Source organism: Mesorhizobium zhangyense (genome assembly GCF_011045115.1).
Lineage (GTDB): Bacteria > Pseudomonadota > Alphaproteobacteria > Rhizobiales > Rhizobiaceae > Mesorhizobium_M > Mesorhizobium_M zhangyense.
Window position 1 is genome coordinate 405,025 of record NZ_JAAKZG010000003.1, and the last position, 15,988, is coordinate 421,012.

General features: G+C 62.6%; 14 protein-coding genes and 1 tRNA gene. 7 read left to right on the forward strand and 8 right to left on the reverse strand.

What is annotated here, in order from left to right:
• Positions 1-7 precede the first annotated feature (7 nt).
• Genes G6N74_RS08740 through G6N74_RS08765 form a run of 6 tightly spaced genes read right to left on the reverse strand, consistent with a single transcriptional unit; the run spans position 8 to position 5,953 of the window.
• A complete protein-coding gene (locus G6N74_RS08740; RefSeq protein ID WP_165116367.1) occupies positions 8-1,459 on the reverse strand; it encodes an aldehyde dehydrogenase in 1,452 nt (483 codons plus the stop codon).
• 9 nt (positions 1,460-1,468) lie between these two features.
• Complete coding sequence (locus G6N74_RS08745; RefSeq protein ID WP_165116368.1) at positions 1,469-2,194, reverse strand: ABC transporter ATP-binding protein; 726 nt, start codon at positions 2,192-2,194, stop codon at positions 1,469-1,471.
• A complete protein-coding gene (locus G6N74_RS08750) occupies positions 2,187-2,915 on the reverse strand; it encodes an ABC transporter ATP-binding protein (protein ID WP_165116369.1) in 729 nt (242 codons plus the stop codon). The genes G6N74_RS08745 and G6N74_RS08750 overlap by 8 nt, the downstream gene beginning before the upstream one ends.
• Positions 2,912-3,835: a branched-chain amino acid ABC transporter permease gene (locus G6N74_RS08755; protein WP_165116370.1), complete on the reverse strand. Its 924-nt coding sequence runs from the start codon at positions 3,833-3,835 to the stop codon at positions 2,912-2,914. Before G6N74_RS08755 ends, G6N74_RS08750 begins: the two co-directional genes overlap by 4 nt.
• A complete protein-coding gene (locus tag G6N74_RS08760) occupies positions 3,832-4,704 on the reverse strand; it encodes a branched-chain amino acid ABC transporter permease (RefSeq protein WP_165116371.1) in 873 nt (290 codons plus the stop codon). The genes G6N74_RS08755 and G6N74_RS08760 overlap by 4 nt, the downstream gene beginning before the upstream one ends.
• 19 nt (positions 4,705-4,723) lie before the next feature.
• Positions 4,724-5,953, reverse strand: a complete 1,230-nt coding sequence (locus G6N74_RS08765; RefSeq protein ID WP_165116372.1) for an amino acid ABC transporter substrate-binding protein — start codon at positions 5,951-5,953, stop codon at positions 4,724-4,726.
• A 181-nt stretch (positions 5,954-6,134) separates the two neighbouring features.
• On the opposite strand from G6N74_RS08765, the gene G6N74_RS08770 reads away from it, so the two are divergent.
• Positions 6,135-7,040 (forward strand): helix-turn-helix domain-containing protein, encoded by a 906-nt coding sequence (locus G6N74_RS08770; RefSeq protein ID WP_165116373.1) that lies wholly within the window; start codon positions 6,135-6,137, stop codon positions 7,038-7,040.
• A 117-nt stretch (positions 7,041-7,157) separates the two neighbouring features.
• Here G6N74_RS08770 and G6N74_RS08775 read toward each other — a convergent pair whose 3' ends face one another.
• Positions 7,158-7,931 carry a DeoR/GlpR family DNA-binding transcription regulator gene (locus tag G6N74_RS08775; protein ID WP_165116374.1) on the reverse strand — a complete coding sequence of 258 codons (774 nt, stop codon included), beginning with the start codon at positions 7,929-7,931 and terminating at the stop codon, positions 7,158-7,160.
• 536 nt (positions 7,932-8,467) lie between these two features.
• Between G6N74_RS08775 and G6N74_RS08780 the strand changes: the two genes are divergently transcribed.
• The 6 genes from G6N74_RS08780 to G6N74_RS08805 all read left to right on the forward strand — a co-directional run bounded on the left by G6N74_RS08780 (position 8,468) and on the right by G6N74_RS08805 (position 15,622).
• Entirely contained in the window at positions 8,468-8,980 is a 513-nt protein-coding gene (locus G6N74_RS08780) for a TRAP transporter small permease subunit (protein ID WP_165116375.1), read from the forward strand.
• The gene (locus G6N74_RS08785; protein ID WP_091913117.1) at positions 8,977-10,314 is read left to right on the forward strand and encodes a TRAP transporter large permease; all 1,338 of its coding nucleotides are present in this window, start codon (positions 8,977-8,979) and stop codon (positions 10,312-10,314) included. Before G6N74_RS08780 ends, G6N74_RS08785 begins: the two co-directional genes overlap by 4 nt.
• A 46-nt stretch (positions 10,315-10,360) precedes the next feature.
• A complete protein-coding gene (locus tag G6N74_RS08790) occupies positions 10,361-11,455 on the forward strand; it encodes a twin-arginine translocation signal domain-containing protein (protein WP_165116377.1) in 1,095 nt (364 codons plus the stop codon).
• 149 nt (positions 11,456-11,604) lie between these two features.
• Entirely contained in the window at positions 11,605-13,005 is a 1,401-nt protein-coding gene (locus G6N74_RS08795) for an NAD(P)/FAD-dependent oxidoreductase (RefSeq protein ID WP_165116379.1), read from the forward strand.
• Positions 13,002-14,228 (forward strand): NAD(P)/FAD-dependent oxidoreductase, encoded by a 1,227-nt coding sequence (locus G6N74_RS08800; protein WP_165116381.1) that lies wholly within the window; start codon positions 13,002-13,004, stop codon positions 14,226-14,228. Before G6N74_RS08795 ends, G6N74_RS08800 begins: the two co-directional genes overlap by 4 nt.
• On the forward strand, positions 14,228-15,622 hold the full coding sequence (locus G6N74_RS08805) for an FGGY family carbohydrate kinase (RefSeq protein ID WP_165116383.1): 1,395 nt from the start codon (positions 14,228-14,230) through the stop codon (positions 15,620-15,622). Before G6N74_RS08800 ends, G6N74_RS08805 begins: the two co-directional genes overlap by 1 nt.
• A gap of 204 nt (positions 15,623-15,826) precedes the next feature.
• Here G6N74_RS08805 and G6N74_RS08810 read toward each other — a convergent pair.
• Positions 15,827-15,902, reverse strand: a tRNA-Ile gene (locus tag G6N74_RS08810).
• Positions 15,903-15,988 lie beyond the last annotated feature (86 nt).

Below are 15,988 nucleotides of genomic sequence, written 5' to 3' on the forward strand. Positions count from 1 at the left end.
CCCGGATTCAAATCGGATAATGCAGTGGGCCGTCCTGGATCGTGATCCAGCGCAGCTCGGTGAATTCGGCGATGCCCGCCTTGCCGCCGAAGCGGCCATAGCCGGAATCCTTGACGCCGCCGAAGGGCATCTGCGCCTCGTCGTGAACGGTCGGGCCGTTGATATGGCAGATACCGGATTCAATGCGTCGCGCGACCGCCATGGCACGGTTGATGTCGCGTCCGAAGACCGCCGCTGACAGGCCATATTCAGTGTCGTTGGCGACACGCACCGCCTCATCGACGCTGCCGACACGCACGACGGTGACGACCGGGCCGAAGCTTTCCTCGCCATAGATGCGCATCGAGGGCGTTACCCGGTCGAGCAGCGTTGCCTGCACGATCGTGCGATCGATGCCGCCGCCGGCCGACAGAACCGCGCCTTTGGAAACGGCGTCGCGTATCAATTGGTCGATCCGGTTTGCCGCCCCGGCATCGACGACCGAGCCAAGCGGCGTGTTGCCCTTGCGCGGATCGCCGGCCTCGAGCGAACGCGCCTTGGCGGCAAGTGCCGTCACGAACCGGTCGGCGACTTTCTCGTCGACGACGATGCGCTCGGTCGACATGCAGATCTGGCCCTGGTTCATATAGGCGCCGAAGGCTGCAGCTGCGACCGCTTCATCGATGTCGGCATCGTCCAGCACGACGAAAGGCGCCTTGCCGCCAAGTTCGAGCAGAACCGGCTTGAGATAGCGTCCCGCTGTCTCGGCGATGAGGCGGCCGACGCGCGTCGAGCCGGTAAAATTGACGCGGCGTACGGCTGGATGCGCAATCAGCGCCTCGACAATTTCAGAGGCATCATCGGGCGCATTGGAGATGGCGTTCAACACACCTTCCGGCAGACCGGCCTCATGCAGCGCATCGACGATCAGGCGATGGGTGCGCGGGCAGATTTCCGAGGTCTTCATAACCACCGTGTTGCCGCAGGCAAGGGGGGCGGCCAGCGAGCGCACGCCAAGGATGACCGGTGCGTTCCACGGTGCGATCGAAAGCACGACGCCTGCGGCCTGGCGGATGCCCATGGCAAGGCTGCCCGGACGGTTCGACGGGATGATCTCGCCGGCAATCTGCGTGGTCAGCGATGCGGCCTCGCGCAGCATGTCGGCGGCGAGCCCGACATTGAACATCGCCCAGCCGGCGGTAGCACCAGTCTCGGCGGCCATCGCGGCGACGAACTCCGGCGCCTTGGCCTGAAGCTTGTCGGCTGCCGCCAGCAGAATCTTGCGCCGCGCTCCCGGCCCCGTTGCCGACCATGCGGGAAAGGCCTTGGCCGCGCGGTTGGCGGCGCGGCGCGCATCCTCGACGGTCGCAGCGGCAACCCGCGTGGCGACTTCGCCCGAAATCGGATTGGCGCGCTCGAAGGTGCGGCCGTCAGAGGCGTCCTGGTCTTCGTTTCCGATCGACAGTCCCAGCACTTCCATTTCTTGTCCTCACTTACTCGTTTCGGTGTTCATTCCGAGAAAGGCACGCTGCACGGCGGGATCGCGCAGCAGCGCCTCGGCAGTGTCCTCGCCAACGATGCGGCCTGCCTCCATCAGGTAGCCGCGATCGGCGATCGACAGGCTGACCTTGACGTTCTGCTCCACGATGATCAGCCCGACACCGGTTTCCCTGACGCGCCGCAACGTTGCAAAGAGTTCCGTCACGACGACAGGCGCGAGGCCGAGGCTCGGTTCGTCCAGCATCAGGAAATCCGGGGCCGACATCAGCGCGCGGCCTATCGCCACCATCTGCTGCTCGCCACCGGACATGGTGTTGGCATATTGCGCGCGGCGCTGGGCGAGCTTCGGGAAAAGCTCGTAGACGAAGGCGCGGCGCGAGGATTCACCGTTGCGGGCACGCTTGGCATAAGCGCCGAGCAGCAGGTTTTCCTCGACCGTCAGATCGCCGAAGATGCCCCTGCCCTCCGGCACCAGCGCGACGCCCATTTCCACGATCTCATGCGCCGGACGCCCTGTCAGCACCCGACCTTCCAGCGCGATCGAGGAACCGGCGACCGGCTTGACCATGCCGGCAATCGACTTCAGCAGCGAGGATTTTCCGGCGCCATTGGCCCCGAGAATGACGACCGTCTCGCCCTTGGCTGCGCGCAGGTTCACCTGGTCCAGCGCCAGATGCTGGCCGTAGCGTAGGGAAAGATCGCCGATCTCAAGCATGTTCGGCTCCAAGATAGGCGCGCACCACTTCCGCGTCGGCCAGCACATCGGCGGTACGGCCGTCGGCGATGGTTTTTCCCGCATTCATGACGACGCAGCGTCCGCACAGCGCGCGCACGGCGTCCATGACGTGCTCGACCAGAAGCACGGTGACGCCGCGCTCGCCCAGCGATGCGACCAGATCGATGCCGATGCGAAGCTCGGTCGGGTTCAAGCCCGCCAGCCACTCGTCAAGCAGCAGCACAGCCGGATCGGCGGCGAGCGCACGCGCCAGTTCCATGCGCTTCTGGTCGATATAGGTCAGGCGCTCGGCGGTTTCGTCGGCGCGATCGGCAAGCCCGACCTGTTCGAGACGAGCCAGCGCCTCGTCCCGGGCCACCGTGCCCCATAGCCGGCGACGCCCAAAAGCCAAAGCGGCGACGACGTTTTCCAGAACACTCAGCGACGGCAGGATGCGGACGAGCTGGAAGGTTCGCGCAACGCCTTTCAAGGCGATGCGATTGGGCGAAAGACCGGTCAGCGTCTCGCCATTCAGCATGACCGTGCCGCGCGTTGGCGGCAGCAGGCCGGAGACCATGTTTAGCACCGTGGTCTTGCCCGAACCGTTGGGGCCGAGAAGGCCGACGACCTCGCCCTTGTCCATCGAGAAGGTGACGCCATCAACCGCCGTCAGGCCGCCGAACTGCTTGGTAAGGCCGGAAATCTCTAGAAGCGTCGTCATCGCGCACGCCCCCGCTTCCAGAGCTTTTCTGTGAACGCCAGAACGCCTTTGGGCAACACGAATACAATGGCGATGAACAAAAGACCGAGAATGATCGAATAGTGATTAGGGAAATTGGCCGACAGCCATTCGAACAGTAGGAACAGCGGCACCGCACCCAGCAGCGGGCCCCACAGCCGGTTCGCACCACCGAGCAGCGCCATGATCAGCGTCAGGAACGAGATGGTCGGGTTGAAGACGATGGCCGGCTCAACATAGGTCCAGCGCGGCGCCTGGATGGCACCGACGAGTGTTATGATGACAGCGCTGAGCGCAAACAGCGCCAGCTTCACCCGGGCGATGTCGATGCCGCAATGCGCCGCAACCACCTCATCGTCGCCGATGACCTTCAGCGCCAGACCGATGCGGCTGCGGCCGATCCACCAGGCGAGCAGAAGGGTGACGGCTGCGAGCGCCAGAAGCTGCCAGTAGATATCTTCCGGCCCGAGATCGAGAAAGATGTAGCGGCCGAGCGTGCCGGTGACATTGACCTCGTACCAGGTGACGAGCTGGCGGATCAGTTCGGCCAGGCCGAAGGTGAAGATCACGAAATAGACACCCGCCAACCGAAGCGTCGACAGTCCGACCACCAGTGCGACGACCAGGCCGATCGCGGCTGCCGCTAGCAGAACCAGCGGATAGGGCAAGCTTTCGCTCAGCACCGCGACCGTATAGGCGCCGATGCCGAAGAAGGCGACGGTTGCCAGCGAAACATAGCGCGTCGGACCCGAAAACAGCGCCCATGCAGTCGCCAGCGTGACATAGCCGGCGATGCCGATCATCAGGCCGATGCCATAGGGGCCGAGATAGGACGGAGCGAAGGCCAGCGCGACAAGCACGGCGGCGGCAATCCCCCAGGCGGCAATTGCTTTTGCATTCATCGCGCGCTCCTGCCGAACAGGCCGGAGGGACGCCACAGCAGGATGACGAGGAAGATGAGATAGGTGGCTGCCAGCGTCAGGCCGGGGTCGAGATAGGTGGCGACGAAGGTCTCGACCAGCCCGAGGATCAGCCCGGCGCTGAGCGCGCCGAGCACATTGCCGACACCGCCCATGATGACGACGATGAGCGCCTTCATGGTGAAGACGACGCCGGATGCAGCGGTGAAGGTCTGGTACATCGAAATTACCACGCCGCCGCAGGCCGCAAGCGCGCCGCCAAGCGCAAAGGCAAAGCGCGCCTGACGGTCGACATCTATCCCGACAAGAGCGGCGGAAGACGGCGACACGGCAACGGCGCGCAGCGCCGTGCCCCAGCGCGTGCGGGTCAAGGCGAGATAGAGCAGGCCTCCGATGACCACGGCCAGCACGAAGGCGAGCAGCCGGTTGGCGGCGATGTTGGTGCCGAGAATGGTCACCGGCACGTTGAGATAGGAATAGCTGGTGTAGTTACCGCCGAAGATGACGAAGAGCACGCCCTGTATGACGAACAGGAGGCCGAAGGTGGCAAGGATGGAATCGGTTTCCAGGCTGACCCTGTCCTTCGCCCGCGCCACCAGCGGATGCATCATCAAGGCATAGACGGCATAGCCGAGGATGAACCCGGCAGGCGCCGCGATCGCCAGGCCAATGAGCGGGTTGATGCCCGCGCCGCTATAAAGCGCGAAGGCGAGGAAGGCGGCGGTGATGATCATGTCGCCATAGGCGAGGTTCATGATGCGCGCGATGCCATATTGCAGCGTCAGTCCCATGGCGATGAGCGCATATGTGCCGCCGAGCACGAGCCCGGCCAGAATGGCCGTGACGATCATTCGCCGCCTTCCCTAATTGTTACTGCGCTTTCCACGGCTGCCGGGGCAACACGACCTTGCTGGCGCCTGGCCGATTCGCAGGCGCCACGCCCACGAACTGTCCGTTCTGCCATTGGCCGGTCCACCACAGCTGGCGCAACTGGTTGTCCTCCAGCTTTGTCTCGCCGAGCACGGTGTTGAACGTGCCGGTCGAAAGCTCCTCGGATACGGCTTCGCGGTCGAGACCCTTGCGCTTGATCGCCTCCTGCAGCATCTGCAGGCTGGCATAGGTGATGACGCTGCCCCAATAGTCAGGGCCCTGCCCCGTCACTTCCTCGTGCCGCTTGCGATAGGCGGCGTTTTCCTGATTGTTCGGATCGATACCGCCCAGGCTCATGATGCCGGTGGCGTTTTCGCCATTGTTCTTGAAGTAGACGGGAAAACCGGTGCCGACGCCGAGATAGAGGACCTTCGGATTGAAGGCCGTAACCTGCGACTGCTGTGTCAGCGCGAAGGTGTCGGGCGGATAGGAGAAGGCAACGAAGGTGTCTGCGCCGCTCGCCTTGGCTTCGTTGATGAGCGGGGTGAAATCCGAGGTGCCGATCGGATAGGTCTTGTCATAGGCGACTTCCAGCCCCGCTTCCTTGAAAGCCGGACGCGCGGCGGTGACAAGATCGATGCCGAAGCCGTCGGCGATCGAGATCATCGCCACTTTGTTGTTGATCGTGCCGGCCTTGTTGGCTTCAACCAACACGGCGGCCAGTGCCCTGGCATAGTCATGCCCACCGCCGAGCAGCCAGAAACTCTTCTTCCAGCGCTTGACGAATTCCGGTGCCTTGTCGGTCACGGCGGAGACGGCAAGCTGAGGATAACCGAAACGGTCGAACAACGGTGCGACGGCGAGGTTGAAGCCGGTGCCCCAGGGCACGAGCATGAAATCGACCTTGTCCTGCGTCGCAAGGCGCTCGACGGCGCGCACGACCTCTTCGGCCGACGAGCGATCGTCATACTCGACGACCTCGATCGGCAGCTTGCTGCCATCGGGCAGTTCGAGGCCGCCGGCGTCGTTCACGTCCTTTACCCAAAGCACGTAGTTCGGAATGGTGGTGATGCCGGCGCCGCCGGCATTGGGGCCGGTCTTGGAAACGGCGTAGCCGATGCGGACGGACTTTCGATCCTCGGCCGATGCGACCGTGAGACCGCAGGCAGCCAGCGTCGCGAGACCAAGCCCGAGCGTTTGCAGGACATGCCTGCGCTTGAAAAGCGTCATGAACTTTCCTCCTCCCAAATAGCGCCCGCGACGGGCGCCTACTCCGGCCGGTGCCAAGCGTGTTCCGTTCTCCTCCGAACACGCTTCTCCGACCGAATTCGATGAGGTTACGACCGGGTCGAAACGATAGAAATAGACTTTTTCAAGAGAAAATTGCACTTTACACGGCGAGGAGTATTGGATGAAAGACCAACCGCAGGATACGGGTCGGATTCAGCCAGTTTCGGCATCGATCCCGATCATGCCGGACACCGAAGCACGCATGTTCAAGGCTGCCCTGACCGCGTCCGAATGGATCCTGCACGGCCGTCGCCATCGGGCCTTCGTGCTGCTCTCCGGCAGCGGCCGCATAGTGCTGGAAAGAACCCACGCGCCGCTGGTGGGGCCGTGCATCGTCTGGTTGCCGGTGGGCAACTTGGCGACGCTGAAGCTCGACGCGGGGTCCGAGGGTGCTTCGCTCACCGTTTCGGAACTCTCGCTCGGCCGCGCCATTCCGGCCGGCCCAGTCGGGGCCCAGATCCGCGAAGCGATGCTCGACCCCGCGCTCGGCACACGGGTCGCGCTTGAGACCGCGCGCAAACTTGGCGGCATGATCGAGGCCATCGAAATCGAGCTTCGGGAAGATGCACCGGGCGCGCATGACGCAGTGCGCCAGCATATCGCGCTTCTGCTCATCGCGCTGTGGCGCCTGTCGAGCCCAAGCGCTGCAAAGCCGCAGCCCTCCCCCCGCGCCACCGTTCACGGTTTTCTGCATCTCGTGGAAATCCATGTCCGCGACCACTGGACCGTGGCCGATTATGCACGTCTGCTCGGCGTCACCGCCGACCGGCTGAATTCTGCCATCCGCCGCGCGACGGGACGCTCGCCGCTGGCGCTGATCCATGCGCGGCTGATCACCGAGGCGGAAATCCTGCTCGACAGTTCGACGCTGCAGGTCTCGGAAGTGGCCGAGGCGCTCGGCTTTCGTGATCCCGCCTATTTCAACCGCTTCTTCAAGCGTCTCACCGGCATCGCGCCGGGGCGGCGGCGCTTCCAGCCATTCCAGAAAATACCACGAGCTGACCAATCCTTCGCAGCATGGCCATGATTGCCGGGAAAACGATCAAGAACGAATTGAATTCATTCAGCTATCGGAGAATGCATGCGGCGACGCGCGGAAGCTCGTGCAAATTCTGGCCACGCTACCAAAGCGCCTGGATTGCTCTCACCCTGAAACGATCACATCGATACCGGCAGCGGAAAGAGCAGCCTGTATCGTCTCGCCTGGAGGCACATCAGTCACGAGAGTGTCTATGCGGGCAAGCGGCACGACCTCGAAGACTGCGCGGCGATCGAACTTGCTGTGGTCGGCAAGCACCGTCACACGGTCGGCCCGCTCGATCATGGCTTTTGCCACTTCGGCCTCCTGAAGGTCGAAATCCATGACGCAGTTTGCGTCGATCGCGCCGATCGTGATGACTGCATGGCGGACACGGAACTTGCCGATCTGCTCAAGGGCGAGAGGGCCGAGACTTTCGCCGGCATCCGAACCATAGGCGCCGCCGATCAGAAAGACCTTATGGCTGGGATTGCTTGCCACCGTCGCCGCGATCCGCGGTGAATTTGTGATGATGACGAGCGCCTCGAGCCCCACCAGCGCCTCGGCCATCGCAACCGTGGTGCTGCCCGTGTCGATAAAGAGCGAGTCATCCGCCTGGAAGAGACGGGCTGCTGCCTGAGCGATCTTTCTCTTGGCTTCGGCATTCTGCGCCAGCCGCAGCGCGTATGGCCCCTCCATTTCCATGGCAGATGTGGATATGGTCATCACGCGCGCGCCGCCGTGAAATTTTCGGACCTTACCCCGTGCGTCGAGACGGGTAAGGTCGCGGCGGATCGTCTCCCGCGAAACCGCCAGCGCCTCCGCCAGTTCGTCCACCGTCATTTCACTTGCACGGCCAAGCATCGCAACGATTTGATCCTGGCGTTCGGATGGCTGCATTTTGGTGCCCTCTGTCAGCGCGAATCGAGGCGAAGCGCAATCTGCCATACAAACGCCGATATAGCGAAGAGACCGTTCGGTCAATATTTCCGACACAACGTGACTGTTCGGTCAAATTTGGAAGAAAATATCGATCGTTCGGTCATATTTTTGAAAGTTTGGTCTTCACTTCCCTCAAAAACCGGCTAGAGTGCTCGCAGATGCGAGAAAGAGGCAAACTCGCGCGCATCTGTCGTTGAGGGCGATACAAGGGGAACAACAATGACTGCTTTTCAGAAACGCTTCGTATTGCCGTAGCGGCGCTTAGCCGGCGGGATACTGCATCGCACCCAAGTGCGGCTGCACGTTTGTCGGCAATCCATCGGTGAATTGAACGGACTCGGCATGGCCGGCTCCGAACGATTTTTTGCGCCCAGATCGATGGCTGGCTTCCGCCGATAGGGCCATTGGCAAAGCCGACGGGGCAGCGTTCGCAAAGTGGGGAACGGAGTGGACATGAAACCAAAGAATATGAAACAGCCGATGGGAGAACGCCATTGCATCCGCTGATTGCCGGTTATGTCCGCTGGACGGATCGGATATCCGATTATGTCGGCTACCTCGCCGCGTCGCTCATCTTTTTCATGGGCGGCACGCTGATCTTCGATGCGATCACCCGCAATCTCCTCAAGATGCCCGTTCACTGGGCGGTAGAACTCACGCAGTTCACCCTGGCTGCCTATTATTTCATGGGCGGCCCGCTCACGCTCAAGAACAACGATCACGTCCGCATGGACCTCTGGTATTCGGGGCTCTCCGAACGCGGCAAGGCCAAGGTCGATCTCGCCACCATCGGCTGCATGATCTTCTATCTCGGCGTGTTGCTCGCGGGCTCCATCTCCAGCCTGCAATACGCGCTAACCACCAATGAACGGCGCTTCTCGATCTGGAATCCTTCGGTAATTCCCATCAAGTCGCTGATGGTGGCCTGTCTGGTCCTGATGCTGATGCAGGCGGTATCGCTCGTCTTCAAGCATATAGCCACCCTGCGCGGAGATCATCTGCGATGAGCTACGAGATGATCGCACTTCTCATGTTCGCTTCGATGGTGATCCTGCTCGTATCCGGGCAGCGTGTCTTTGCCGCCATCGGTTTCGTGGCGGCTGGCGCGGCGTTGCTGCTTTATGGTCCAGGTGCTGCCGACCTGCCGTTCAACCAGGTGTTCAAGCTGTTCAACTGGTACGCGATGCTGACGCTGCCCATGTTCATCTACATGGGCTACATCCTGTCGGAGTCCGGCATCGCCGAAGACCTCTACAAGATGCTGCACGTCTGGTTCGGGCGCTTGCGCGGCGGCTTGGCCATCGGCACGATCTTCCTGATGGTGATCATCTCGGCGATGAACGGGCTCTCGGTCGCCGGCATGGCAATCGGCGCCACGATCGCGCTGCCGGAGATGTTGCGGCGCGGCTACGACAAGGTGCTGATTTCCGGCGTCATACAGGGTGGGTCGTCCCTCGGCATCCTGATCCCGCCATCGGTCGTGATGGTGCTTTACGGCATGATCGCCCGTCAGCCGGTGTCGAAGCTATGGTTCGCCGGGCTTATCCCGGGCCTGCTCATGGCCGGTCTTTTCGTTCTTTATGTTGTCATTCGCGCCAGGCTCAACCCGAAGCTTGCACCGACAGTCGCCGACGAAGAGCTGAACATGCCGCTTGGCGAGAAGCTCAAGCTGGCGCGGGCGGGCATCGTGCCCTTTGCCATCTTCTTCTTCATGACCGGGCTGTTCGTGTTCGGCTACACCAGCCTGGTCGAAAGCTCCGCGGTCGGCGCGTCGGCGGCCACGCTGGCGGCCATTCTCAAAGGCCGGTTCACCTGGCGGCTGGTGCGCGAGACGTCTATGAAGACCCTCGCCGTCTCCTGCATGTTCCTGTGGCTCATCCTCGCCGCCCTCGCCTTCGGCGCGGTGTTCGACGGTCTGGGCGCGGTGAAGGCGATCGAAAGCGTCTTCATTCACCAGTGGGACCTCAATCCCTGGACCATCATCATCATGATGCAGGTCAGCTTCATCATCATGGGGATGTTCCTCGACGACACAGCCATGCTGGTCATCGTGGCACCCCTCTATATCCCGCTGGTAAAGCTGCTCGACCTCGGCTTCGACAACCAGCTGATCTGGTTCGGCGTGCTTTACACGATCACCTGCCAGATCGCCTACATCACCCCGCCCTTCGGGTACAATCTGTTCCTGATGCGCTCGCTGGCGCCGAAGGAAATCACCCTGATCGACATCTACAAGTCCATCTGGCCCTTCGCCCTGATCATGATGCTCACCATCGCACTGGTGATGATCTTCCCCGGTCTCGCGCTATGGCTTCCGGAACAAATGAGAGTGAAAGGCTGATCGCCAGATCGGCCAGGAGTGTCCTTAAAAACCAGAGGAGAACAAAGTGACCGAAGAAACGAAAAAACAAAGTGCTTCCCAGAAGATACTTTCCACGCGCCGTCATTTCCTGACCAACGCAGGGCTGGGCGTAGGCGCTGCGGTGGCGGGCTCGACGCTTGCCGCGCCTTATGTCAACGCCCAGAGCGGTCCGATCAAGTGGCGGCTGCAAACCTATTCGGGAGCGCCGCTCGGCGCGCATGTTATCAAGCCGCAAATCGATGCCTTCAACAAGGCGGCCAACGGCGAGATGGAAATCGAACTCTATTACGCCGATCAGCTCGTTCCTACCTCCGACCTCTTCCGCGCCCTTCAGAGCGGGACGATCGACGCCGTGCAATCGGACGAGGCCACAATGGCCTCGCCGGTCGATATCGCCGTGTTCGGCGGCTACTTCCCCTTCGCCACGCGCTACAGTCTCGATGTGCCGGCCCTGTTCCGCTACTACGGCCTGAAGGAGATCTGGGAAGAAGCCTATGCGGAAGTTCCCAACGTCACCTGGCTTTCCGCCGGCGCCTGGGATCCGCTGCAGATCTTTACCGTGGACAAGCCGATCCGCAGCCTGGCCGACATGCAGGGCCTGCGCGTGTTCGGGGTGCCGACCGCCGGCAAGTTCCTCTCCCGTTACGGCCTCGTGCCGGTCACCATTCCGTGGGACAATGTCGAGGTGTCGCTGCAAACAGGCGAGCTCGACGGTGTCGCATGGTGCGGCTTTACCGAAGCCTACGAGGTGGGCTGGGCCGATGTCTGCAAATACGCGCTCACCAACTCCCTCACCGGCGCGTGGTTCGGCAGCTATTTCGCCAATACGGCAAGCTGGGAAAAGGTGCCGCCGCATCTGCAGGAACTCTTCCGCATCACCATCGACCAGTCGCACTATTACCGCGACGTCTGGTACTGGGGCGGCGAGGCGAAACTGCGCGTCGAGGGCGAAAAGATGGAACTGACCTCGCTGCCTGTCGACGAATGGAACCAGGTGGCCAAGGACGCGGAAAGCTTCTGGGACGAAACCGCCTCATCCAGCCCGCGCGCCGGCAAGGTCGTCGCGGCTTTCAAGAAGTACAGCGAGACAATGCAGAAGGCCGGGTACCCGTACCGCTGATCGTCGCATCGTAGAACCCAGAACGCTCCGCCCTCAAAGGGGCGGAGCAGGTGGTCGCGGGTGCCAGCGCATCGCCCTCCAATTTGGGCGATCTCCCCTGCTACGCGCCGTTCCGGCCTCCAGACATGACGCATGAAAGGGAGCCGCCGATGCTCCAAACCCCACACCCGGAATTGTACGACGTCGCCATCATTGGCGCAGGCGTCGTCGGTTGTGCTGTTGCACGGCGCTTCGCGCTCGCCGGAGCGAAAGTGGTGCTGATCGAAAAAGGTGCGGACATACTGTCCGGCGCGTCCAAGGCCAACAGCGCCATTCTTCACACCGGTTTCGATGCGCCGCCGGACAGCCTCGAACTCGAACTCATCCGGGCGGGTCGCGAGGAATATCTTGAGATACACGAAAGCCTGAACCTCGCACTGATGAAAACCGGTGCACTCATCTGCGCCTGGAGCGGCGAAGACGCGGAAAAGCTTGAAGAAATCGAGAAGCAAGGCCGGGCGAACGGCGTGGCCGAACTCCGGCTGCTTTCCGCATCCTCGGCGCGCGAGACCATGCCGGGACTGGCCGGCCGGCTCGTCGCCGCGCTGGAGGTGGAGGGAGAGCACATCATCGACCCATGGTCCGCCCCGCTCGCCTATCTTACCCAGGCCGTGGCCCTGGGTGCGCGTTTTCTGCGAGGAGCGGAACTTCTCAACGGCACGTTCGGTGGCGGCTGGACGCTCCAGACAACGAATGGCGCGGTCCGTGCCTCGGCCGTCGTCAACGCCGCCGGACTTTACGGGGACGTGGTGGATCAGCGCCTTGGCTTTACGGCCGAATTCCGGATCAAACCCCGGAAAGGTCAGTTCGTCGTGCTCGACAAGGCTGCCTGCCGCCATGTCCCACGCATCGTTCTGCCCGTTCCCACCGCAACCACCAAGGGCATCGTTGTCTGCCCCACGGCATTCGGCAACGTGCTGATCGGCCCTACGGCGGAGGAACAGGAGGACCGGGTTCGCGCGACCGTAGAAACCGGAACCTTACGGACCCTGCTGCAGCGAGGCGCGGAAATCGTACCCGCACTTGCCGATATTCCTGTGACGGCCGTCTATGCCGGCCTGCGGCCAGCGACGGAAGAGAAGGCATATCGCATTTTTGCCAGGCCAGAAAAACGCGCCATCACGCTGGGCGGCATCCGCTCCACGGGTCTTAGCGCAGCGCTCGGACTTGCCCAGCACGCGATGAAACTCCATGCAGCCTTCGGTGAAAAGTTCGATGCGCCGCCATTGATCCCGAAAGTATCCGTACCCAACCTTACGGAAACCCTGGAGCGCGACTGGCAGCGCCCAGACCATGGCGAAATCGTCTGTCATTGCGAACTGGTCACCAGGCGCGAGATCGAAGCAGCGATGGCGAGCCCGGTTCCACCCGGCGATTTCGGCGGCCTGCGGCGGCGTACACGTGCCGGAATGGGCCATTGCCAGGGCTTCTACTGCAATGCGCGTCTTGCGGCCATGACTAAAGGGCAGCTCGCGACCTCCCTGGCCGCTGGGGAGCAGGGCAAACAATGAGCACCGTCGCGGATGTGATCGTTGTCGGCGGCGGGCCGGCGGGCGTTGCCGCAGCCGTCGAATTGCGCCGGCGTGGCGTGAAGCATGTCACCATTGTCGACCGGGAACCGCATCTCGGCGGGGCAACACGGCATTGCAGCCATTCGCCCTTCGGCATGCGGGAATTCGGACGCCTCTATTTCGGCGCCGCCTATGGCCGCCGGCTTGAAAGAGCGGCCGCTGCGGCGGGTGTCGAAGTGTTGACGGGACATTCGGTCGTCTCCCTTGGAGAGCAAGGCGCGTTGACGGTCACCTCCCCGCGCGGCGTTGACATGATGAGCGCCAAGCGCGTGGTGATCGCCACCGGCGCGCGGGAAACGCCGCGTTCGGCCCGTTTCATCTCCGGCGACCGCCCGGTCGGGGTTATCACGACAGGAACGCTGCAATCCTATGCGGCTTTCCATGGCCTCATGCCTTTCCGCCGCCCGCTGATCGTCGGCTCGGAGCTCGTCTCCTACTCGGCGCTCCTCACCTGCCTTGCGCATGGGGCAAGGCCGGTAGCGATGGTCGAGCCCAATCCTTACGCGCTGGCGCGGGCACCCTTCACCTGGCTTCCGCGTCTTGCGGGTATCCCGTTTCATTGCGGCGCAGAGCTGATCGATATCGTGGGCCAGAACCGTGTCGAGGCAGCAAAGATCAGGCTCGAAAACGGCACAGTGCAAACCCTTGCCTGCGACGGGGTCCTGCTGACCGGATGCTTTACGCCTGAATCGGCGCTCTTGCTGCGCTCTCTGCAGGGTGTCGCTCCAGGGAGCGCAGGACCAGCCATCGATCAGGACGGACGGATGCAGAACCCGGCCTACTTTGCCGGCGGCAATGTGCTGCGCGCCGTGGAGACGGCCGGCTGGTCTTTCCGCGAGGGGCGCAGGGTCGGCGCAGCTGTCGCAGAAGATCTCGCGCGCGGCACCGCTGGAGAAGCACCCGTGACGGTAGGCTTCGACAGCCCCATAAAACTGGTGGTTCCGGGCCTTCTGCGCCGGAATGGACTTGCCACCCCCGCTTTCCAGGATTTCCAGCTGCGTTTCGAACGCCGTGTCCGCGGTTGTCTTTCGCTCGAACTCAACGGACGGGAAGTGTGGAGCCGTAAAGCGCTCTGGTTGCCGGAACGGCGCATTCTCGTGCCGATCCCGCCCGCGGCATTCAAGGCGGGAAGCGTCCATTTCCGTTTCACGGAGGAAAGCTGATGCGCGTCGCCGCCGTCGATCAAGGAACGACCTCAACCCGCTGTCTGGTGGTCGAGGACGGCGGAAAGGCACGGGTCGCTGCAAGCATCCGCCATGCGCAGCATCACCCCGCACCGGGCCGGGTGGAGCACGATCCCGAAGAGCTTTTGCAAAATATCCGCTCCGTGCTCGATGCTGGCGGCCCGGTGGAGGCCATCGCCATTGCAAACCAGGGCGAAAGCTGCCTTGCCTGGGACGCCAAGACCGGCAAGGCGCTGCATCCGGTCATCGTCTGGCAGGATGCGCGCACGGCCAGGGAACTCGAGGCCCTTGGAGCGGCAGCCGAGGCACGCTCGAAAGCGGTTTGCGGGTTGCCGCTCGATCCTTATTTCTCCGCGAGCAAGATGGCATGGCTGCTGAAGAATGTGCCCGCCGTATCGGAGGCACACAGCCAGGGCCGCCTGCGTCTCGGAACGACCGACGCCTTCTTCCTCGACCGCCTGTGCGGCTCGTTCAGAACCGATCTCGCGACCGCATCGCGCACCGGCCTGCTCGATCTCGCAAAGGGAAGCTGGAGCACGGAGATGTGCGAGCTTCACGGCGTGCCGCTCGAATGCCTGCCGGAAATCGCTGCGGTCGATGGTGGGTTCGGCATGCTCGGCGGCGCGCCGGTCAAGGTTTCCATCGTCGACCAGCAGGCCGCTCTCTACGGCCACGGTTGCCGTATGCCCGGCGACTGCAAGATCACCTTCGGCACAGGCGCCTTCCTGCTGGCCGTGAGCGGCAATGAGCGACCGGCGATCGAAGGCCTCCTGCCCACGATCGCCTGGAAAGAGCAAGGAAAGCCGGCAGTTTTTGCGATCGAGGGCGGGGTTTACGACGCGGGAGCTGCACTTGAATGGGCGCGGTCAGCCGGCTTTTTCGCAGATGTCGGCGAGCTCGACGCCTTTGACGGGCCTTCCGCGCTCAGCCGGGGTATCGTCTTCGTGCCCGCGCTCTCCGGGCTCGCCGCTCCCTATTGGGACCGCGAGGCAGCGCCACTTCTCATCGGGATGGATCACGCAACGAGCAGGCGTGATCTCGCGCGAGCGGTGCTCGAAGGCATCGCAATGCTGACGGTCGGCCTTATCGACGAAGCCGCCCGGTCGGCTGGCGTCGGCAAAACCATCTCCATTGACGGCGGCATTTCGCAAAGCGCCTATTTCGCCCAGTTTCTGGCCTCGGCCAGCCGGCGCACCATCGTCGTGCCTGCAATGTTTGAACTCACCGCACTGGGCCTTGCCGAACTGGCCGGCGTCGACTGCGCCGCCGGCCGCGCCATCGCCAGGACTTTTCAGCCCGACAATAGCGTTTCCGACGCAGACCGCCGCCGTTTCACAAGGGCGGTCGAACGCGCACGCGGCTGGCGAGAATGAGTTGTTGGGGACTGGCCGCGCTCAAAAGCGAAACCTTTCTTTCGAAATTTTGCGCACCACTCATAAGGGTCTGATTTTTACCCTTCTCTTCGTCTGATCCACCATTGGCAGGGTTTTGCCGATTGTGCACGACGGAGGGAGTTCGAGTCCTAATTTTGGACTCGATACGAAAAACCAAATAAAATCAAATTGTTATATATATTCTGGTGGGCCCGGAGGGACTCGAACCCCCAACCAAGCGGTTATGAGCCGCCGGCTCTAACCATTGAGCTACAGGCCCCACGCGGGCTGGATAGTGTCTTTTTCACGCTGGCACAAGGCTTTCTCGGCAAACTCAACAAGGATGCCGCAATCAACTCATAATTG